This window comes from Actinoplanes sp. NPDC049681, from assembly GCF_044465265.1.
Classification (GTDB): domain Bacteria; phylum Actinomycetota; class Actinomycetes; order Mycobacteriales; family Micromonosporaceae; genus Actinoplanes.
On record NZ_JBITLP010000004.1, the window covers coordinates 76,955 to 95,633 of the forward strand.

General features: G+C 72.6%; 19 protein-coding genes. 4 read left to right on the forward strand and 15 right to left on the reverse strand.

What is annotated here, in order from left to right; all coding sequences use genetic code 11:
• Window positions 1-18: 18 nt before the first annotated feature.
• Window positions 19-591 carry a hypothetical protein gene (locus ACIBO8_RS14775; protein ID WP_396115720.1) on the forward strand — a complete coding sequence of 191 codons (573 nt, stop codon included), beginning with the start codon at window positions 19-21 and terminating at the stop codon, window positions 589-591.
• Between the two features lie 6 nt (window positions 592-597).
• Here the strand turns inward: ACIBO8_RS14775 and trxA are convergent, their stop codons facing one another.
• From trxA to ACIBO8_RS14790, 3 genes are read right to left on the reverse strand one after another with little or no spacing between them, the layout of a single operon-like run.
• The gene (trxA, locus tag ACIBO8_RS14780) at window positions 598-945 is read right to left on the reverse strand and encodes a thioredoxin (protein WP_396115721.1); all 348 of its coding nucleotides are present in this window, start codon (window positions 943-945) and stop codon (window positions 598-600) included.
• Complete coding sequence (locus ACIBO8_RS14785) at window positions 927-1,307, reverse strand: MerR family transcriptional regulator (RefSeq protein WP_396115722.1); 381 nt, start codon at window positions 1,305-1,307, stop codon at window positions 927-929. Before ACIBO8_RS14785 ends, trxA begins: the two co-directional genes overlap by 19 nt.
• 28 nt (window positions 1,308-1,335) lie before the next feature.
• Complete coding sequence (locus tag ACIBO8_RS14790) at window positions 1,336-2,550, reverse strand: glycoside hydrolase family 3 N-terminal domain-containing protein (protein WP_396115724.1); 1,215 nt, start codon at window positions 2,548-2,550, stop codon at window positions 1,336-1,338.
• Window positions 2,551-2,603: 53 nt separating this feature from the next.
• Between ACIBO8_RS14790 and ACIBO8_RS14795 the strand changes: the two genes are divergently transcribed.
• Entirely contained in the window at window positions 2,604-3,347 is a 744-nt protein-coding gene (locus ACIBO8_RS14795; RefSeq protein ID WP_396115725.1) for an esterase family protein, read from the forward strand.
• Window positions 3,348-3,353: 6 nt separating this feature from the next.
• Here the strand turns inward: ACIBO8_RS14795 and ACIBO8_RS14800 are convergent, their stop codons facing one another.
• The 6 genes from ACIBO8_RS14800 to ACIBO8_RS14825 all read right to left on the reverse strand — a co-directional run bounded on the left by ACIBO8_RS14800 (window position 3,354) and on the right by ACIBO8_RS14825 (window position 9,789).
• The gene (locus tag ACIBO8_RS14800; RefSeq protein WP_396115726.1) at window positions 3,354-3,917 is read right to left on the reverse strand and encodes a hypothetical protein; all 564 of its coding nucleotides are present in this window, start codon (window positions 3,915-3,917) and stop codon (window positions 3,354-3,356) included.
• Window positions 3,910-5,088 (reverse strand): hypothetical protein, encoded by a 1,179-nt coding sequence (locus tag ACIBO8_RS14805; protein WP_396115727.1) that lies wholly within the window; start codon window positions 5,086-5,088, stop codon window positions 3,910-3,912. The genes ACIBO8_RS14800 and ACIBO8_RS14805 overlap by 8 nt, the downstream gene beginning before the upstream one ends.
• Entirely contained in the window at window positions 5,085-7,301 is a 2,217-nt protein-coding gene (locus tag ACIBO8_RS14810; protein ID WP_396115728.1) for a hypothetical protein, read from the reverse strand. Before ACIBO8_RS14810 ends, ACIBO8_RS14805 begins: the two co-directional genes overlap by 4 nt.
• Window positions 7,298-7,906 (reverse strand): TIR domain-containing protein, encoded by a 609-nt coding sequence (locus ACIBO8_RS14815; RefSeq protein ID WP_396115729.1) that lies wholly within the window; start codon window positions 7,904-7,906, stop codon window positions 7,298-7,300. Before ACIBO8_RS14815 ends, ACIBO8_RS14810 begins: the two co-directional genes overlap by 4 nt.
• 197 nt (window positions 7,907-8,103) lie before the next feature.
• Entirely contained in the window at window positions 8,104-9,372 is a 1,269-nt protein-coding gene (locus ACIBO8_RS14820; protein WP_396115730.1) for a helix-turn-helix domain-containing protein, read from the reverse strand.
• A 189-nt stretch (window positions 9,373-9,561) separates the two neighbouring features.
• Window positions 9,562-9,789, reverse strand: a complete 228-nt coding sequence (locus tag ACIBO8_RS14825) for a hypothetical protein (RefSeq protein ID WP_396115731.1) — start codon at window positions 9,787-9,789, stop codon at window positions 9,562-9,564.
• Window positions 9,790-9,949: 160 nt separating this feature from the next.
• Between ACIBO8_RS14825 and ACIBO8_RS14830 the strand changes: the two genes are divergently transcribed.
• Window positions 9,950-10,657 (forward strand): peptidylprolyl isomerase, encoded by a 708-nt coding sequence (locus ACIBO8_RS14830; protein WP_396116387.1) that lies wholly within the window; start codon window positions 9,950-9,952, stop codon window positions 10,655-10,657.
• A gap of 19 nt (window positions 10,658-10,676) precedes the next feature.
• Here ACIBO8_RS14830 and ACIBO8_RS14835 read toward each other — a convergent pair whose 3' ends face one another.
• The 6 genes from ACIBO8_RS14835 to ACIBO8_RS14860 all read right to left on the reverse strand — a co-directional run bounded on the left by ACIBO8_RS14835 (window position 10,677) and on the right by ACIBO8_RS14860 (window position 17,835).
• Window positions 10,677-11,390, reverse strand: a complete 714-nt coding sequence (locus ACIBO8_RS14835) for a hypothetical protein (RefSeq protein WP_396115732.1) — start codon at window positions 11,388-11,390, stop codon at window positions 10,677-10,679.
• A gap of 69 nt (window positions 11,391-11,459) precedes the next feature.
• Entirely contained in the window at window positions 11,460-12,509 is a 1,050-nt protein-coding gene (locus ACIBO8_RS14840) for a sensor histidine kinase (protein ID WP_396115733.1), read from the reverse strand.
• Window positions 12,510-12,557: 48 nt separating this feature from the next.
• Complete coding sequence (locus ACIBO8_RS14845; RefSeq protein ID WP_396115734.1) at window positions 12,558-13,781, reverse strand: MFS transporter; 1,224 nt, start codon at window positions 13,779-13,781, stop codon at window positions 12,558-12,560.
• Between the two features lie 7 nt (window positions 13,782-13,788).
• The gene (locus tag ACIBO8_RS14850) at window positions 13,789-15,318 is read right to left on the reverse strand and encodes a hypothetical protein (RefSeq protein ID WP_396115735.1); all 1,530 of its coding nucleotides are present in this window, start codon (window positions 15,316-15,318) and stop codon (window positions 13,789-13,791) included.
• Window positions 15,319-15,339: 21 nt separating this feature from the next.
• Window positions 15,340-16,494 (reverse strand): hypothetical protein, encoded by a 1,155-nt coding sequence (locus ACIBO8_RS14855; protein WP_396115736.1) that lies wholly within the window; start codon window positions 16,492-16,494, stop codon window positions 15,340-15,342.
• 18 nt (window positions 16,495-16,512) lie between these two features.
• Window positions 16,513-17,835, reverse strand: a complete 1,323-nt coding sequence (locus ACIBO8_RS14860; protein WP_396115737.1) for a PQQ-dependent sugar dehydrogenase — start codon at window positions 17,833-17,835, stop codon at window positions 16,513-16,515.
• A gap of 153 nt (window positions 17,836-17,988) precedes the next feature.
• On the opposite strand from ACIBO8_RS14860, the gene ACIBO8_RS14865 reads away from it, so the two are divergent.
• A complete protein-coding gene (locus tag ACIBO8_RS14865) occupies window positions 17,989-18,609 on the forward strand; it encodes a hypothetical protein (protein ID WP_396115738.1) in 621 nt (206 codons plus the stop codon).
• Window positions 18,610-18,679 lie beyond the last annotated feature (70 nt).

Sequence of the window (18,679 nt, forward strand, 5' to 3'; positions counted from 1 at the left end):
CTTCATACGCTCTGTGGCATGTCGATTTCGAGAACCTCCGCCGTGGCGATGCTGGGCCTCGCCACCGCCGCTGCCCTGACCGGCTGCACCGTCACCGTCGCGTCCCCGTCCGCCGACTCCGCCTCACCCTCGCCCTCGTCGTCGTCGTCGGCAGCGGCGTCGGCGACGAAGCCGAAATCCAAGACGAAGACCGAGCCGAAGTCCGGGACGTCCCACGCCGCGACGCCGGACGAGGACACCACGGTGAGCGCGCCGAGCCCGCGCATCGTGTCGTTCACCGTCTTCCAGAAGCCGGGCTGCCCGTCCGGCACGGACGTCTCCCACACCGACGCCGTACCGTTGATCCTCAAGTGGAAGGTCACCGGCGCCCACTCCGCCGCCCTCTCCGTCGACGACCCGACCGGCACCCCGGGCACCTACGGCCCGGTCGCCCTGCACGGCATGCAGGAATTCCACTTCTCCTGCTCCGGCGCGCCGGGCTCGACCGAGACCCACACGTACGCCCTCTACACCGTCGGCGGCGGGAAGCAGACGCACCGGACGATCAAGGTCTCCGCCACCGTCCACGAGACCGGCATCCCGGTCACCTGAGCGCGGTCAGCGGTTCGCGTACGGCTCGACGGCTGCGGTCAACGCCGACCTCAGCATCCCCTTCGGTCGTGCCCCCACGATGGTGTTCACCACGACGCCCGACCGGAAGAACATCAGGGTCGGCATCGACATGACCCGGTAGGCACGGGCGCTCTCGGGGTTCTCGTCCGCGTTGAGTTTCGCGATCAGCACCCGCCCGGCGAACTCGCCGGCCAGCTCGGCGAGGGTCACCGCGACCGGCCGGCACGGCGGGCACCATTCGGCCCAGAAGTCCACGAGTACGGGCAGCCGCGCGCCCAGTACCACGTCGGCGAACGTGTCGTCGGTGACGGTGATCAGCGAATCTTCAGGCATCGGGTCTCCCGCTCCTCGATCGCCTGGGCGAGCTGCCCGCGCAGCTGGTCCCGTACGGCGGCGAGCTGATCGAGGCACTCCTCGACCTCCGCGAGCTTGCGCCGCAGCACGGCGACCGAGTCCGGGCACACGTGCCCCGCGGCGTTCCCGGCCCGCAGGCACGCGACGAAGGGCCGGATGTCGTCGAGCCCGAACCCGGCCGCGAGCAGCGCCCGGATCTCGTGCACGACGCGCAGCTCGCCCTCGTCGTAGCGCCGGTAGCCGTTGCGGTCGCGGCGGGGCTCGACCAGCCCGTGCTCCTCGTAGTACCGCAGGGTGCGGGCACTGGTGCCGGCCCGCTCGGCCAACTCCCCGATCAGCATGGGCCCACGCTAGGCCTTGCCGCCGACGTCAAGGCAAGCTCTTCGACGAGCACGGCAGCAAGTCCGCCCGGTCCTTGGTGCGCAGCACCTGACCGGCGGCGTCCGTGAGCCGCGCATCGAACGTCGGTGACTTCCGCGCCTCGGCGATCAGGGCGGCCGCCATCGGCCTGGCGTCCTGCGGCCGGATCGTCAGGACCAGGTCACCGCCGGCCGCCACGAACCGCACCGCCCGTTCACCCACCGGCACGAACCCCGCCGCGTCGGCGGCACCGAGGTCGTCCGACATGACCAGACCCCGATAGCCCAGCCGCTCGCGGAGCAGCCCGGTCACGATCGGCTTCGAGAACGCGGCGATCGTGGAGCGGTCCAGCCGTGGATACCGGGCCGACGACATCATCACCCCGGCGGACCCGGCCGCCATCCCGGCCTCGAACGGCTTCAGGTACGGGTCGTCGGCCGTCGTGCGGGCGTCCACGGCGTCGCGGGAGACGTCGGTGTTCGCCCGTACGCGACCCAGCCCGGGGAAGTGCTTCAGGATCGTCAGCACGCCCGCGCCCTGCGACGCCGGCACCACCGTACGGATGTCCGCCGCCACGTCGACGGGGTCGGAGCCGTACTGCCGGCCGAACGCGCCGATCGGTGGGTTCGCGGCACCGACGTCCGCCGGAACGGTGTCGGCCACCGGCGCCAGGTTCACCGTGACGCCGATGTCCTCCAGCCGCCGCGCGCTGTCGCGGACGGTGTCGCGCAGTTTCGCCCGCGAGCCACGCCCGAGTCGCTCCGCCGACGGTACGAGCGGGAAGTCCGGCCCCTTCAGGGTCTGCACGCTGCCACCCTCCTGATCGAGGGCGACCAGCGGCGTGATCTCTCCGGCCCGGCGCAGCGCGGCGATGTCGGCGCGCAGCGCGGAGGCCCGGCGGGTGCTGCGCCCGGCGAGGAACACGCCGCCGAGGTGCCGCTCGGCGACCGCCTTCTCGAGCTGCCGCGGGTCGTCCACGGGTGCCCCGATCATGAGCACCTGCCCGGCCCGTTCCTCGGCGGACATTGCGGCGAGCGTCCGGGAGACGCAGTCGGCAGGTGACGGCGAGCTTCGCGGCGCGGAAGCCGCCGAGGGCGTTGCGGACGGCGCCGGCGCGGACGCGGTGGTCGCGGCGGTGGGTGGCCGGTCGGAGCACGCCGTCAGGGCCCCGCCGGTCGTGACGGCGACGATCCCGGCGAACGCCCATCCCAGTCGAGCACGCATCGGGCCACGCTAGCGCGCGGTATCCAGCGTGACCTGTGACTAGCGTGGAGGTTGTGCGCCACTACAGGGTTGATCTCGCCGTACCGACCGGTGGGCGGTCCGGGACCGTTGCCGTCTACGGGCACTGGGGACGGCCCGTGCTGGTCTTCCCGACCGAGGGCGGCGACGCCTGGGAGTTCTCGCGCAACGGCATGGTCGGCGCGGTCGAGGGGCTGATCGAGGCCGGGCGGGTCAAGCTCTACTGCGTCGATTCCTTCGACGCCGAGACGTGGTCGGCGCACCACCTGCCGCTGGAGGAGCGGGCCTGGCGGCATGCCGCGTACGAGGCGTGGGTGCTCGACGCCGTCGTGCCGCACATCCGCGCGGACACCGGGGACTCCGCCGAGATCGTCACGGCCGGCTGTTCCCTGGGCGCCTTCCATGCGCTGAACTTCGCCTTCAAGCGGGCCGACCTGTTCCCGCTGGCGCTGTGCTTCTCCGGCAACTACGACCCGGGTACGTGGCGCGGCTGGGGCGAGCGGGGCGATGCCGTCTACTTCAACAGCCCGGCGGACTACGTCGCCAACCTGGACGGCGACCACCTGGGCTGGCTGCGGCAGCGGCTGTCGGTGCTGCTGGTCTGCGGCCAGGGCCGCTGGGAGGACACCACCGGCGCGCTGGAGTCGACCCGGCGGATGGGCGGGCTCCTCACCGCCAAGGGCATCCGGCACGAGCTGGACCTGTGGGGCCACGACGTGCCCCACGACTGGGAGTCGTGGCGCGGCCAGATCGCCAAGCACCTGCCTCGATTCAGTTGACCGGCGCTACTTGGCCGTGGCCTTGGTGGGCTTCGGCTTCTTCGCGGGCTTCGGCTTGACCGCGGGCGCCTCGTCGTCGGTGACGAGCCGGGTGGTCTGCTCCCACCAGGACGCGACCGGTTTGCGGCAGGCCGGCGCGGGTGCCTGCGCGCAGCTGGCGCCGTTGCTCACCACCAGGATCGAGCCGACGGTCACGACGATCAGGAGGCGGCGCAGCCGGCGGTCCCGGGTGAGCGCGGACAGCCCGGTGCGCCCGGCCCGCATGCCGAGCCCGACCAGGCCCTCCACCCCGTCGTCGTAGAGGTGGATCACCGCTGGTGGGCGCCGGCCGGCCCGCCGTATCGCGATGGTGGCCAGATACTCCGGCACCAGCAGCAGCAGGCCCAGGACCGAGGTGGCCGCCACGACGGCCGGGCGCAGGAGGCGGTCCACTGCCGGCATGCTGTTGGCCACGATGGTCACGACGACCACAAGTGCCGTGACCAGCAGGGGAAGGGCGAGCACGGTCTGCCACTGCGGCGGGAGATCGCTGAGCAGCGGGCGTACCAGATCCAGACCGTCCTCAATCATCGGTCTCGACCGTGGCGGCGGCGTGGTCCGCGAGGGCGTCGACCGACATGTCGATGGTGGTGTTGAGGGAGAACACGCCGCCGGTGCGCCGGGCGGTCAGGCCCATCACCGAGCGGATCAGATCCTGGTTCAGGCCCTCCAGATCGGCGCCGATGATCATCTCCTTCTCGATCATGTCGGCCAGGAGCTTCGCCTGGCGCTCCTCGTTGAGCGCCTGGTTCTGCACGATCATCTGGATGATCTCCTTGGCGTCGTCCGGGTGCCGGCCGAGGTGCATCGCCAGGACCGCCGCGTCGCCCTTCTCCATGGCCTCGAGGAAGAGCCGCATCCGGGCCTGCTCGTTCTCGAGCTGGATACGGTCCTCCCGCGCCTTCAGCTCGGCCTTCCACTCCTCCTCCTGGCGGCGCATCCTCGCCTGGAACTCCGCCTCCCACTGCGCCTCGCGCCGGCGCCGATCGGCCGCCTGTTCCTCCTCCTGCTGCTTGATCTGCAGGTCGAACTCCCGGCGCCGGCGCTCGAGTTCGATCTCGTGCTCCTTGCTGCGCGCGGCGAGCCGTCCGGCGTGCTCCTGCTCGAGCAGGTCGGTCTCGTGGGTCTCCTCGATGAGCCGGCGCTTGCGCCGGGTCTCACGCCGCTGCCGCAGCACCTCCGTGCCCGCCTGGTCCAGGCTCACCTCGACGGTGATCTCCTCGATGCGCAGCCACTCGTCGACGACCCGGGCCCGCGGGTCGGCGAAGTACGAGCGGATCGCCTCCTCGAACCCCTGGACGTCTTCCACGTCGTGGCGGCGGCCGAGCTCGGTCAGCCGCGCGCGCAATCGCCGCCGGACGACGTCGGTGGCGTCGGTCGGCCGCGCCTGCAGGGCCCGGGCGGGGTCGTAGACGTACCAGGTGACCTCCACGGCCGCCTGGAAGGTGTAGTCCTCGGCCGCGCTCTTGAGCGGGAACTCGAACCGGGAGTCGTGCTTCGCGACGTCGATCTCGTACTGGGTGGCGTGGGGCGCGAACGCGTACTCGCCGAGGGTGCGCTGGTCGGGGATCACCTTGACGTCCCCGCGGCTGGTCTTCACCACGAGCACGACGCCGGCGCGGGGCAGCGCCCGCTGGCCGAAGGGTCGGAAACGCGCCACCTTCGTCTCGGACAGGATCACGGGCACGGCGTGGTTCGTCATTCGGGTTCTCCCAGTGCGGTCAATGCGGTCAGGACCGTGGCAGCGGTCTGCGGGGCGGAGGGCTCCCGGCCGCTCTGCCAGGTCCGGGCGAGTCTGTGGAGGGTGCCCAGGGCGCGGCGCGTACGCCCCCGGACCGCCGCCACCAGCAGGTCGGCGAGCGCCTGCCGGCCGACGGGGTCGCCGTCCACCCGTTCCGCCCAGACGGTCAGGACGTTGCCGGACGCCCGATGGGCGATCGGGTGCACCACGGCGCTGCCCCACAGCTCCGCGACGACCGCGGCGACGGCCTCGTTGCGGTGGGCGAGCCAGAGCAGGCCATGCCAGGCGGCCGCGTCCTCGCGCTCGTCGACCGGGTTCACCAGGACGGCGTCCACGGCACAGGTGAGGAACGACAGGTACGCCACGAAGGTCCGGGCCCGGGCGTCCTCCTTCTTCTGCTCGGCGGTCAGGCCGCGCCCGGCGCGCCGGGAGCCTTCCGGCGGCTCCACCGGTTCGCCGCTCGTCCACGTGCGTACCCGCTCCATGACCTGCACGGCCACCGACTCGTCGCCGTGCACGATCAGCCGGGTGATGCTGTTCGCGATCACGTGCGGCAGGCCGTACGTCGAGGCGGTCGCCAGGTGGGCGAAGGCATCGAGCGCCGGGCCCGGATCGACCAGACCCAGCAGTCCGCCGTACGTGCGGGCCGCGGTGTTGCGCAGGTACGGCGGGGAGGTGTCCAGGTGCCAGTCGTACAGCATGCGCCGGGTCACCTGGCTCACCGACGGGTCGCGCCCCGGCACCTCGAGCGACAGCGCCGCCGTCTGCCGGCTCGCCGGGACGTCGCTCGCCGCCCAGGGGCCGATCACGTACCGCCGGACGTAGTCGAACGCCTGCACGGCGAAGACGCCGGCGGCTCGCGCGGCGCCCTGGCGCACCTGGCCGACCGGGTGCTCCGCCATGGTCCGCAGCCAGGCCAGCAAGGTTTCGCGGATGTCGGCGTACTCGGTCCACACGCGGTCGAGCACCTGCCGGGACAGGCTCGGGTCGATGAACCGGACGACCTCCATCGGCGTGGTGCCGTACCGGGTGGTCACCGGCCGCTGGGTGACCCGGGCGAGGGCCGCTTCGAGTCGCTGCGTCCGGCGTACCCGAAAGGGGTCCGGGGCCGGCGCGCCCGGCGCCGGCGGCACCTGCGGGACCAGCGCGGCCTCCAGGTCCCGGGCCCGGTCGGAGACGATCTCGTACGAGTACCCGGGCAGTGTCGCGAGCGCGATCACGAAACACCGCGTGCCCGGGTCCAGGGCGTCGAACCAGGTCTCGAAGCTGCGGTCGGTGAGCCGTTTCAGCTGTGCCTGGATCTTCTCCAGGTCGAAGTCGTCGGCCTGGGCCGCGTCGGCGAGGATCCGGGCGAACCAGGCGGCCCGCGCCACGCGGTCCTTGCGGTCGGCGGAGTCGTCGAACAACTTGACGACCGACGGCTCGGCGAGGATCTCCGCCGCCCGGATGCCTTCCGGATCCTGCTGACGCAGCCGGCGCCGCAGGTGGGCGGTCAGGACGTCGAGGGCGGCCGGCGGGTCGCCCAGCTCGCCGATGTGCCGGGCGAGCAGTCCTTCGGCGAGCCGTACGCGCGGGTCCACCGTCAGGACCAGCCAGCCGGCCCGTTCCCCGAGCGCGGCGCACAGGCGGGCGATCTCGAACTCGGTGAGCTCGTCGAGGACGCCCGAGGTGGCGTTCCGCAGCAGGTATCCGGTGCCGTTGTCGAGGCGGTCGGTGGTCAGCCGGCGCAGCGAGGTGTCGGGCGCCAATTCCTTGACCGCGGCCGCCCCGGCGTCCAGCAGCAGCCGCGTGGCGGCCGTCCCGCCGCCGCGGCCGCTGCAGATACGGAGGATGAGCAGGCGCTCGCCGAGGTCGAGGTCGGCGAAGCCGGGCGGCGGCACGAACGCCTCGCGCGCGTCGTCGAGGACGTCCCGGGCCAGGCTGAGCGGCGCGGGGTCCCGGCCGCGTGCGGGACCGCCGCCGAAGTAGTTGTGCGAGATCTTGTCGCGGAACACGACGTCGTCGCCGGCTTTGACCTCGCCGACCCGGGCGCCGCCGGTCATCACGCGGGGCTCGGCCTGGTCACCGTAGTCGTCGACGCCGAACTCGCCCGCCGCCTGGTCCGCGCCGACGCCTTCGACCAGCGCGTCGGCCAGTTCCTGATCGCTCGGGGCGGGCTCCGTCGCGGCGGTCATCCGCGGGCCTCGCGGTGGTAGTGGTGCTCGGTCTTGCCGCCGAAGACGACGTCCTGTCCGGCGTGCACCGATCCGAGGACGGTCACGCCGTGTCCTTCGGTCGTCTCCGTGACCCGGCGCGGGGCCGGGGGAGCGATAACGCCGAGGCCCGGGCGATCGGCGAGCCGGCGGACGAGCTCGTCGATGTCGGGGCCGGGATCACGGGTCCGGATCCGGGCGTACTGATGCTTCGGCAGGGTCTTCAGGCCGCGCGGCAGCTGGTCCGCGCGGGGCAGCGGGGTGTCCTCGCCCAGCAGCACCGGGCAGACGTCGATGGCCAGCCGCAACGCCTCGGCGAGCTCGCGGCGGACGAAGTCCTGCGGATCGTGGATCGCCGGGCGGCCCGAGTCGTCCGCCTCGAACCAGTGCGGCCCGATCAGGGCCAGGACGACGTCGGCGGACCGCAGCCGCTGCCACAGCACCGTGTCGAACCTCGTGGCCAGCGCGATCGAGCGGTTGTCCCGGAAGACCGCGTCCGGGCCGAACCGGGCGGTCAGCCGCTCGTCGAGCAGCACGGCGCCGAGCGCCGCATCCGCGGTCCGGTAATTGAGGAAAACGCCACCCACCAGTCCGTCGCCCCCATGCCGAGAAATGAGACAAGATCCGAGAGGGAAGTCTCGGCGACCCTGTTTCATGATCGGTAGGTGTTGCCCGTTGCCACCGGGCGCCGTCGCGGATCCCGTGACAAGCGGCGACGTTACCGTTACCTTTTGCTGTTGTCGATAGCTGTTCGACCGATCCGGGCTCGCCCGAAAATTGTGAGTCAGGCTCGCAAAGAATGGTGTTCCCTGAACAATTCGCGGTCGATCCGGGACTGCAGGTCCACAACGGACCAATTCCTGCGGCGCCGGCGCAGCAGGGCCCCGAACGCGCGGAGTTCGTGCCGTACGGCCGCCGAGTCCACCCGCCGCGCCTCGTCCAGCGCCGTGCCGGCGCTCTCGCACGCTCCGTCCAGATCGCCGGTCGTGGCGTACGACATGGACAGTCGTACGCCGTACAGCGCGCGCGCCCGATGCGCTCCGGCGGGTGCGGCGGCCAGCCCCGCGGCCAGGAATGCGGCCGCGTCCCCGGGCCTGCTCAGGTCGAAGAGGCACCAGCCGCGCACGATCTCGCGCAGCTGTCCGCCGCCGCGGGGGCCCAGCGGGATCCCGTCGCCGTCCGTTGCCGTATGCGAGGCGTAGCCGTCGGCCCGGTCCAGCGCGGCCACGCACTCCCGCGACCGGCCCAGCAGCGCCCACCCCTGCGCGGCGCGCTGGGCCGCCAGCGTCCGCACCGGCGGCGGTGCGTCCGCCACGAACTCCGTACGCTCGGCGAGGGTGACCACGGCCTTGCCGTTCCCCCTGTACAGCGCGACATCGGCCATGCGGAGACTCGTGTACGCCCGCAGCGCGGCAGCATCACCGGCCTCCGCACCGTCGACCACGGACGCCGCCAGCGTCGCCGCGACCCCGGTCAGGGCCAGGGCGCCCGTGTCGTCCCCGCACTCCTGGATCATCCATCCGGCGTACTCGGCGTAGTGCGCGGCGAGCAGGATCAGCCGGTCGCGCACCGGCCGGCGCGCGGTGCTCGCGGCGGCCCGCAGCAATCCGAACTGGGTCGCCAGCAGGGGCAGCAGCGCGCTCGGTGCGCCGGCGCGCCCGTGGGTACGCAGCATCTCGAAGAGCTCACGCGCCTCGGCGACCGTCTGCTCGTGATCGCTGGTGAAGGGCGCCGCGGAGGCGGCGATCCGGTGGAACTGCCGGGCGTACGGCGAGTCCTCGTAGCTCCAGGCCGGCGCGGGAACGTGGGGCTCGGGTGCCGCGGCCTGCGGGCTCCCGGCCAGCTCGACGAGCCGGCCCTGCGCGTCGAGGGCCGAATCGCAGGCCCGGGCCAGCGCCGGCGAGGGGCCGCGCAGGCCACGCTCCACCTTGCTGAGATGACCGCGGTCGAAGTGCACCTCGCGGGCCAGATCGGCCAGCGACATTCCGCGCGCGTCCCGCAGCCGGCGCAGTTCTTCGCCGAACGACGTTTCCGTCTGCCCTTGCACGATCATGCGTTCGCCCCGGCTTTCCGCCCACCCGACTCTGCGGGCCAGTATCGGTGTCCCGGGGTTACGGACGCATCTCGAAAAGCCTTTTCTGTCGGCATCCTGACCGTCGGCACGAACGATGTATTTCTTGCGGCTTCGCGTTATCCCGCGGTCGCAGTTCCGGCAATTACCGTACGGGCGGTGCGACGCGCACTACGGCCGATCCGCGGGCCGGTCCCCGCCGTCGCATTCGTCCTCGGGCTCCGCGCCGAGCAGGTCGAGAAGATCGGGTCCGGCGTGCCCGGTGTCCACCGTCCGGCCGATCAGCCCGAGCTGCGCCGCGCAGTCCCGCCCGTAGCCCTTGATCATGCGGTCGGCGCGGGTCAGGTGCCCGCACCGGGGGCACCGCCGCATCGCCGCAGGTACCGGGCCGGGGGTCATGCCCCCAGTATGATCGCCGGCCGCCGGATCGGGTGGCGGCGACGCGGACCTTGACCAATCCATGAAGGTCGATTAGACCCGGGGGTGACGATCCGTCGATCCTCTGGAGGACAAAGTGGTCCACACCTTCCCGCGTCGCGGCATCACCTCACTGGGCCGCATGGCCGCCACCCTGATGATGATCGGCTCCGGCCTCGCCGCCGCGTCGCCGGCCGCGGCGAGCGGGGTGGACCCCACCGAGCCGACCCCCGGACCGTGCGCCTACACGCCGACCCCGGACGAGCCCGCCGCCCGTCCGGTGCCGCTGCCGCCCGACCCCCGCCACACGCCCAGCCGCGGCACCGTGGACGTGCTGCTGCGCACCAACCTGGGACCGATCCCGCTGGTGCTCGACCGCGCCGAGGCGCCCTGCACCGTGCAGAGCTTCCTGCACCTGGTCCGGTACAGGTTCTACAACCGCACGTCGTGCCACCGGCTCACCGCGTACCCGACGCTCAAGGTGTTGCAGTGCGGTGACCCGACCGGTACGGGCGAGGGCGGCCCGGGCTACCGCTACAAGGACGAGCTGCCGACCGACCTGCCTCCGGCCCCCACCGACCCGACCGGCGCCCGCCGGGTCTACGCGCGGGGGGTGCTGGCCATGGCCAACGCCGGCCCGGACACCAACGGCAGTCAGTTCTTCCTGGTCTACGGCGACTCCGCGCTGCGGCCCAACTACACGATCTTCGGCACCACGACCTCCGAGGGGCTGCACACGCTCGACCTCGTGGCGGCCGGGGGAGTGACCCCGACGCCGGAGGACCCGGCGCCGGTCGACGGCCCGCCCGCCCTGCCGACGAGGATCAGGGTCGCGCAGATCCAGCGCTGAGCCGGACCCGGCCGGCGGATCAGGCCAGCAGGGCCTCGCGCATCATCCGGCCCGGGTCGAACGCGCCGAGGATCCGGTTCGCGGCCGAGTCGTGCACGTCGATCGTGATCCTGCGCCGCATCCATTCGCGGACGGGCGGGGGCAGCGGTGGCGGCTCGGCCATGGCGGAGCGCAGGTCCCGGGCGGCGGAGATCAGGCGCTCCGCCAGGGCCGCGGCGTCGGTGTCCACGCGTACGCGGGCGAATTCCCACCCGGTCAGCGTCAGGTCGAGGATCTCCAGGAGGTGGGTCAGCACCGGGTACGGGTCGGTCACGCGTACGGCCCGGCGTGCGTGCGTGCCGATGGCGGTGGCGGCCGCGGTGACCTGCACGTACGGGTGCAGGCCGCCGGGCAGGCCGAAGAGCGGCCAGCGCAGGTGCGGCCCGGCGGCCTGCCAGAGCGGCCGGTAGTTCCGGCGGTCGACCACCGGCCCGTGCCCGGTACGCCGGTTCAGCTCTGCCACGTCGGCCAGGAGCTGCGCATGGGCCGCGTCGGCGAACTCGTGCAGGACGGCGGCCGCCACCGCCAGGCCGTCGTCGTCCAGCAGCAGCGGTACGACGGCGTCGGCCTGCTCGGCGAAGCGGCCCTGGGCGTGGGCGCCGAAGCGTTGCCGGAGATCGAGCAGCAGCTCCTGCCGGCGACCGGGGTCGTGCTGGACCTGCCGCCTGCCCGGCCCGGACCGTAACCAGCGCATGTCGCCTCGATTCCACAGCTGCTGCCACGACCCGGCAATGCTAACCACCGGCGGCACGCCGGTGCCGCCTCAGTCGCGGGGGAGCATGATGGACAGGCGCAGGCCACCGCCCTCGGCCGGCGTGGCCGTGATGGTGCCGTCGTGCGCCTGCACGATGGCGCGGGCGATGGCGAGCCCCAGGCCGCTGCCTCCGCTGTGGTCGATGCGGTCGGAAGCCAGCCGGGTGAACGGCTCGAACAGCCGGGCGACGTCCTCGGCGGCGATGACCGGGCCGGTGTTCTCCACGGCCAGGGCCACGGCCGCCGATGCGCCGACGGTGACCCGTACGGTCCCGCCGGGGTGGTTGTACTTCAGCGCATTGTGGACGAGGTTGCGGACGAGCCGTTCCAGCAGCACCCGCTCGCCGGCCACCGTACGGGGACCCAGGTTCGCAATGATCTTGATGTCCGCGTCGGCGGCGGTGGCGGCGTGCGCCTCGACCACCTCGGCGGCGATCCGGTCGAGGCGCTGCGGGGTGCGGGACGCGAGCCCCTGATCGGCCTGGCTCAGCACGAGCAGGCCCTCGATCAGGCGCTCGTTGCGGGCGTTCGCGGCCAGCAACTGGCCCGCCAGCAGCGTCGACTGCTCGGGCGTCAGCGGCTCCGCCATGCCGACCTCGATCAGGGTGCGCTGCAGCGCGAGCGGGGTGCGCAGCTCGTGGGACGCGTTCGCCGCGAACCGCCGCTGGCCCTCGTAGCCGGACGCGATGCGGTCCATCATGTCGTCGAGCGCGCGCCCGAGCCGCTTCATCTCGTCGCGACCGCGGCGGCCGGGACGCACCCGATAGCCCAGGTTCTGGGGGCCGAGCTGGCCGACGATCGGCACGAGGCGCCGCACCGGTGCCAGCACCCAGAACGCGATCAGCGGGAAGACCAGCGCGGTCACCCCCAGCAGGACGCCATACCAGGGCAACTCCGCGATGGGGAGCTTCCTGGAGATCCGGCAGGCCATGCCGTTGACATTTGTGTCGCAGGGATACCACGGATCCAGGTACCACGGCAGCTTGTATCGGTAGAAATCGAGCACGTACAGGAGCGTCACGACCGCGAAGACACCCACCGCCAGCCTGAGACGCAGCACGAACGCGATCATGCCAGGACCCGCATAAGGCGCGCATAAGTTCGGGCGCTATCCACCGGCGGCCACCGCCTCACCCGCCGCGGTGCGCTGCGCGGCGGCCCGGCGCACCACCGGCGGGATCAGGCAGCCGGCCACCGCGAACCCCGCGCCGAGGATCACCCAGCCCGGCGCACCCCAGCCCAGGGTGAGGGTGGTGACCGCCGCCGGAGCGATCATCTGGCCGAACTGATGCCCCATCGCGAAGGTCCCCTGGTACTGCCCGTGCGCGTGGTCCGGCGCCAGCCCGAACGAGATGCCCCAGCCACCCGCCGAGTACGCCATCTCGGCGGCCACGTGCACCAGCGCCGCGACGATCAGCAGGACGACGGTCGTCGCGTCGCGGGTGCCGGCGGTGAGCGGGAAGATCAGGCAGGCCGCGAGCAGCAGGAAGCCGGACCGCCGGGAGGCCCGGGCCGCCCCGGCGAGCGTGTCGGTGCCGCGGGCCGCGCGCACCTGGAGAAGCACCACGGACACGGTGTTCACCGCGAAGACGACCGACACCATCCAGCGGGGCGCGTCGGTGCGCTCAGCGATCCAGAGCGGCAGGGCGACTTCGAGCAGCCCGAAGTTGATGGCGAGCAGACCGTCCAGCACGACGAAGGCCACGAACGGCCGGTCCCGCAGCGCGGTCAGCCGCGGCCCGGACTCCGGCCGCGGGACGGGCGGGACCGGAGCCAGCCGGGTGAGCACGGCGGCGGCCAGCAGGAACGTCGCGGCATCGGCGACGATCAGGCACAGGTACGCCGTACGCGTGTCCACTGTGAGCCCGATGCCGGCGACGGACGCACCCACCGTGATGCCCACGTTGGTGACCGCCCGCAGGTACGCCCGCGTGTAGACCCGCCGGTCCTGCGGGACGGCGCCGCCGATGATGGCGCCCCGGGCCGCCCGCTGCGCCGCCTCGAACACCGCCATCGGCGCGGCGACCAGCAGAAACGTGCCCATCGAGCGCACCTCGACCATCGCCGCCTGGAACAGCCCCATGGCGGCGAGCCCGCCGATCGCCACCCCGCGGGGGCCGAGCCGGTCGGCGAGGTAGCCCACCGGGCTGCTGACCACCAGGCTGACCAGGCCGACGAGGGTGAGCGCCAGGCCGGTCCGGCCGACCGAGAGGCCGACCGAGCGGGTGAGGAACAGGGCGTTCGAGGCCATCCACAGTCCACTGCCGAGCGTGTTGACGAGCGTCGCGGCGGCAAGAGTCCGGATCGCCCCCGGCTCCGGAAGAAGAGGCATGCCCCCATCAAACAGTACGGACGTACGGTTTGCAATCGATCAGTTCCCGCATCCGCGCCGCCGGCAGGGCCGGGTTGGCCGCCGCCGCCTCGGCCAGATCGCCGTCGGTCAGCAGCGCTTCGATCCGGTCCCCGGGCAGGCGCGGACACTGCGCCATCGCGTGCCGGACGTCGTGGTCAGGATCGTCGAGCAGCCCCTCGACGACGGTCGGCGGGGCGGCCGGATCCAGGGCGACGAGCCGCCGCACACCGGCGTCCGCGTCCTCGGCGAGGCGGGCCAGCCCCACGCGCGGAAAGTGCGGCAGCAGGGGAAGAACGCCGCGGCTGCACCGCGGGTGCTCCCGGTACGCCCGCAGCAGAAGAGCGGGCGGCGCGGCGGGATGGCGGTGGGCGAGCAGCACCCGTACCCCCGGATCCGGATCCTCGGCGAGGGCGGCGGCGACCTCTGCCGGAGTGCGGTGATCCTGGGCCGCCCGCCGCCGCAGGAGCGGATTGACGGATCGCGACCAGGCCACCGACTGCTCGACCGCGGGCAGCGACGGCGCCCGCCGGTCCACGCAGCACAGCTCCACCTCGATGTCGATGGCGGCGCGCTGCTGTTCCGTCAGCGCGGGATGCACGGAGACGGCCGTCCGTACGCGCACATCGGGATCCGCGGCCAGCCGGGCCAGCTGCGCGGCCGTCAGATCGTCGCGTTCCGCCAGGGAACGGCGGACGTCGGGCTCGGGGTGCTCGATCAGCCGGCCTGCCACGTCGAGCGGCACCGAGGGGTTCTTCACGATGCACTCCAGGTCGTAGACGCTGTCCCGGAGAAGCAACTTGTCCACGAGTGCCCGGGACAACCGCCGATGCAGGTACGTCGCCCGATACTCGTACCCGTTGCCGCCTCGGTAGCCCGGCCCGACCGCGGCGTCCCGCTCCGCAAGCCAGGCATCAGCCTCGTCGTCGCCGAGCAGCTCCCTGATCGTCGCCTCGCCGAGAACCTCACCTGACTTACGGACCGCGGCCGCCGCAGCCTCCCGGATCCCGGGGTCGGCATGCCGGACGGCGGCGCCGAGGGCATACCGGTTCATGGCCGCGTCGTCGAACACCTCACCGGCCAGCTCGTCCGGCGTCATCAAGCGGGTGGCGACCCGTGCCAGCCGGTCGAGATGCAGCGCGAAGACATGATCGGGCAGCGGCAGGCTGCGGTCTTCCCGGAGCAGCCCCAGGACCCGGTCGTCGGCATCGTCCACCAGGCGGAGGCGAACCGCGGGATCGAGGTGCCGGGCGGCGGCCAGGGCCCCCCGGACCCGCGCGGCCGGGTGGCGCAGCATCGCCTCGATCACCGGCTCCGGCAGATCGGCCCGGCGGCGGAGTGCGGCCGGCACGGCGTCGTCGTGCTCCCGTAGAAGCCGGAGCAGCACATCGACCGGCGCGGCCGGGTTGCGAGCCAGCCCGCGCATCACCGGTGTGCCGGTCGGCTCATCGAGCCAGCGGTCGCCCGTCACGGACGCCACCTGCCCGGAGGGAAGCGCGATCCAGCTGCCGTTCACCACGGGCGCGCAGCGTACGACAGGTCAGCCACCCGGCGCTCCGCCTGAGCCGGCGGCGGGATCGTTGACCGCGGCCACCAATCCGGTGATCAGCTCGGTGAGTTCCGCCTCCGCGGCGACCACGCGGTCCGGCGGGAAGATCGCGGCGACCTTGTTCCTGGCCTGGGCCGGTGCGGCGCCGGGCACCTTGAGGGCGGCGTCGGCATAGGCGCTGACGGCCGACGATACGGAGGGCCGGCTCGCGAGGCTAGCGGTGTCGACGCCCAGCGCGAAGTCCTTGATGCCCTGCCAGTTGCTGCCCGGTGGCAGGATCCAGCCGATCGAGAGCGGCTCGTTGCCGTCCGGGGTCCGCAGCCGGATCGAAGCTCCCTTCGACCCCCAGGCCAGCACGAGCCCGTTCGCCTTGCAAGCGTCGAAGATGCGGGCCAGCGCGGCGCGATACCCCTCGTCCGGCAGCCCGTCCAGGAACTGGGCCTCGTCGGTACCGACCACCGCGCCGGCCGCGGTCTTCCGGTACGGCCGGGCGACCAGCTGGCCGGTGAACGCGGAGATCCCGTCGGCCTGGTACCGCACCAGCTCCATCAGGTAGAAGCGGCCCGGGCCGTTCCCGGCGTTCAGGTAGCGCACGGTGTTCTCCATCGACGGGGTGAACCGCTGCGCCACCACGACGAAGTGGAACCGGCCCTCGGCCAGGACATCGGTCAGCCGGGCGTACAGCGCGTCGATCTCCTCGTCGGTGATGTCGGTCCAGGCGCGGCGCACCGCCTCAGTGAGCGTGGCGGCGCCCTTGACGGCGGGATCGGTGCAGTAGCCGCTGGACAGGTAGCGGCGTACGACGGCGTTGTCGAAGCCGTCGGCGGTGGAGCCCCACAGATCGGAGCCGTAGTCGAGCAGCTGGGCGAGCGCGCTGCGGAAGTCAGGATTCTGGGGGCCGGTCTTGAACTCGATCAGCAGCAGCTCGCCGGCCCGGGTCAGCCCCACCAGGTCGATGCGCCCGGACGCGAGGCTGGTCTCCTGCCCGACCACCAGCATCGGCCCCTCCAGCTCCAGTTCCTCGAGCGGAACAAGGCCGGGGGTACGGCGCAGCCGCTCGTGCAGCGTGTGCTCGTCGGGGCTCACGATCTCCTGGAGCACGGCCTCGGCGGAGTCCGGCAGAACGACCAGCAACTTCTTGGGCACTCGTCTCCCTTTCGCGGCTCAGGGCGCGGTGACGCGGTAGACCGCTCCCGCGAGGTCGTCGCTGACGTACAGGGCGTGGTCGGGGCCCTGCACCGCCATGACCGGCCGGCCCCACCGCGACCCGTTGTCGCCCTGGAAGCCGGTCAGCAACGTCTGCTGAGGGCCGAGGGTGCCGTCGCGCCACGCGAAGAACGACACCTCCGGGGCTCGTGGAGGTCTGCGGTTCCACGACCCGTGCACGCCGACCAGGGCGCCCGGGCCGTATCCGCCGGCCAGCCCCGGTGACGGGACGAAGGACAGTCCGAGCGGGGCGGAGTGCGCGCCCATGCCCTGCTCCACCGGGGGGAGTGAGGCACAGTCGAGCTTCGTCCCGTCCCGGTTGGTCTGAATGTCCCGCACGAAGGGGCGCCGCGTGTAGCTTATCGGCGAGTCCTTCTCGCCCGGCCGCAGATCGGGATCCGGGTTGCAGTACGGCCACCCCAGATCCCGCCCCTGCGTCAGCCGGGCCAGCGGCTCCAGCGGGTGGTCGTTGACGTACGCCTGACGCACCTCGCCCTGCTCGTCACCGGCGTACGGATAAGCGATGTTGTCCCGGTTGTTGACCGCGGTCCACACCGCGCCGCCGGGATCGACCGCCAGACCGGTGCCGTTGCGGACGCCGCGCGCGAAGACCGTGGGGCTTCCGCCGCCGGGCGGCACCCGCAGGATGGCGGCCCGTTCCGGGTGTGCGTTCCGGTCCTCGGCCGACACGTTGCCGGTCGAGCCGATCGAGATGTAGAGCGTGCCGTCCTCGCCGACCGCCACGCTCTTGAGCGCGTGAGCGTAGGCGCCGCGCAGGTCGGGGCTCTTCGCATCGGGCAGGCCGTCGGCCACGACCCGCTTGCCCGACACCGCGCCGTTCGCGTACGTGAAGGCGTCCACCCGATCGCTCTCGGCCACATAGAGCGTGCTGCCCGCAAAGGCCAGCCCGTGCGGCTGGTTCAGGCCGCTCACCAGGGTTCGCTGGGCCGGCGGGGCGTCGCCCGGGGCGGGGATCAGGGCGACGACATCGCCCCCCTTGGGCCGCGACACCAGCAGCCGCCCGTCCGGCGTCCAGGCCAGCAGCCGGGCGGCGGGCACCCGGGCCCAGACGGTGACCGTCCAGCCGGGCGGTGCCTGGAGCTGCCGGGCCCGGTCGAACGGTGCTGCGCCGGCGCCGGGGAGCGGGTGCACAGTCGTGGTGGCCAGCGCGGGCACCGCGGCGGTCGATGAGGGCGCGACGGTCACCTTGGGCGCCGGGGCGTCCGGGGAGCAGGCGCCCAGGGCGAGCACGGCCGCCGTCGCGTACGCGATCCTCTTCATCGGTGCATCTGTACCCGCGTCTCCCGGCGACCTGCAACCATCGCGAACGTTTCCGAAAAATCGGAAAAGTGACCCATCCGCCGGTGGCCGGTCCCTCGAATGCCCTCGGGGACCGCTCATCGGGGAGCGGTTCACGACCATCGGGGGATTTTCGTGCGAACACCAGCTCTAGCGACCCTGACCACCGCCGCGCTGCTGACCGCCGGCGGCGCCGCGCCGGCCCTGGCCCATGACGGTACGGCCGAACAGCGGCCGATCATCGCCACCGCCCATCTCCGGCAGCTCAACCACTCGGGCGCCCACGGCGTGGCGACGGTACGCGTACACGGCACCAAGGCCGAGGTGACCGTGGTGGTGTCGGGCCTGCTGCGGAACGCGCCGCACGCGATGCACTTCCACGCCGGCATGGCGGGCCGCTGCCCGACGGGCCGGGCCGACACGAACAAGGACGGCTTCGTCAGCGTCACCGAGGGGCATCCCTTCTACGGCCACATCGTGACCTCGCTGACCACCCGTGGCGACACCAGCCCGGCCAGCGGACTCGCGATCGACCGGTTCCCCACGGCGCCGTACGGATCGGTCGTCTACCGGCGCACCGTCACGATCAGCGCGCACACCGCTGCGGCGATCGCCCACCACAACGCCGTGCTCGTGGTGCACGGTGTCGATCGCAACGGCAGCGGGGCGTACGACGGCCGGATCAAGAGTGATCTCGATCCGAGCCTGCCCATGGAGGCCACCGCTCCGGCGGCCTGCGGACCGCTGCGTCCATAATCAACCCTTGCTCCGGCGGGACAGCGCGGATCGGCGATCTTCGTTATAGTCCGCGCTCACCCCTCTTGAC

Excerpts from the sequence above, each read along its gene's own strand:
- ACIBO8_RS14775 (WP_396115720.1), top strand. The coding sequence starts at position 19 with ATGTCGATTTCGAGAACCTCCGCCGTGGCGATGCTGGGCCTCGCCACC.
- trxA (WP_396115721.1), bottom strand. The coding sequence starts at position 945 with ATGCCTGAAGATTCGCTGATCACCGTCACCGACGACACGTTCGCCGAC.
- ACIBO8_RS14785 (WP_396115722.1), bottom strand. The coding sequence starts at position 1,307 with ATGCTGATCGGGGAGTTGGCCGAGCGGGCCGGCACCAGTGCCCGCACC.
- ACIBO8_RS14790 (WP_396115724.1), bottom strand. The coding sequence starts at position 2,550 with ATGCGTGCTCGACTGGGATGGGCGTTCGCCGGGATCGTCGCCGTCACG.
- ACIBO8_RS14800 (WP_396115726.1), bottom strand. The coding sequence starts at position 3,917 with ATGATTGAGGACGGTCTGGATCTGGTACGCCCGCTGCTCAGCGATCTC.
- ACIBO8_RS14805 (WP_396115727.1), bottom strand. The coding sequence starts at position 5,088 with ATGACGAACCACGCCGTGCCCGTGATCCTGTCCGAGACGAAGGTGGCG.
- ACIBO8_RS14810 (WP_396115728.1), bottom strand. The coding sequence starts at position 7,301 with ATGACCGCCGCGACGGAGCCCGCCCCGAGCGATCAGGAACTGGCCGAC.
- ACIBO8_RS14820 (WP_396115730.1), bottom strand. The coding sequence starts at position 9,372 with ATGATCGTGCAAGGGCAGACGGAAACGTCGTTCGGCGAAGAACTGCGC.
- ACIBO8_RS14825 (WP_396115731.1), bottom strand. The coding sequence starts at position 9,789 with ATGACCCCCGGCCCGGTACCTGCGGCGATGCGGCGGTGCCCCCGGTGC.
- ACIBO8_RS14830 (WP_396116387.1), top strand. The coding sequence starts at position 9,950 with ATGGCCGCCACCCTGATGATGATCGGCTCCGGCCTCGCCGCCGCGTCG.
- ACIBO8_RS14835 (WP_396115732.1), bottom strand. The coding sequence starts at position 11,390 with ATGCGCTGGTTACGGTCCGGGCCGGGCAGGCGGCAGGTCCAGCACGAC.
- ACIBO8_RS14845 (WP_396115734.1), bottom strand. The coding sequence starts at position 13,781 with ATGCCTCTTCTTCCGGAGCCGGGGGCGATCCGGACTCTTGCCGCCGCG.
- ACIBO8_RS14860 (WP_396115737.1), bottom strand. The coding sequence starts at position 17,835 with ATGAAGAGGATCGCGTACGCGACGGCGGCCGTGCTCGCCCTGGGCGCC.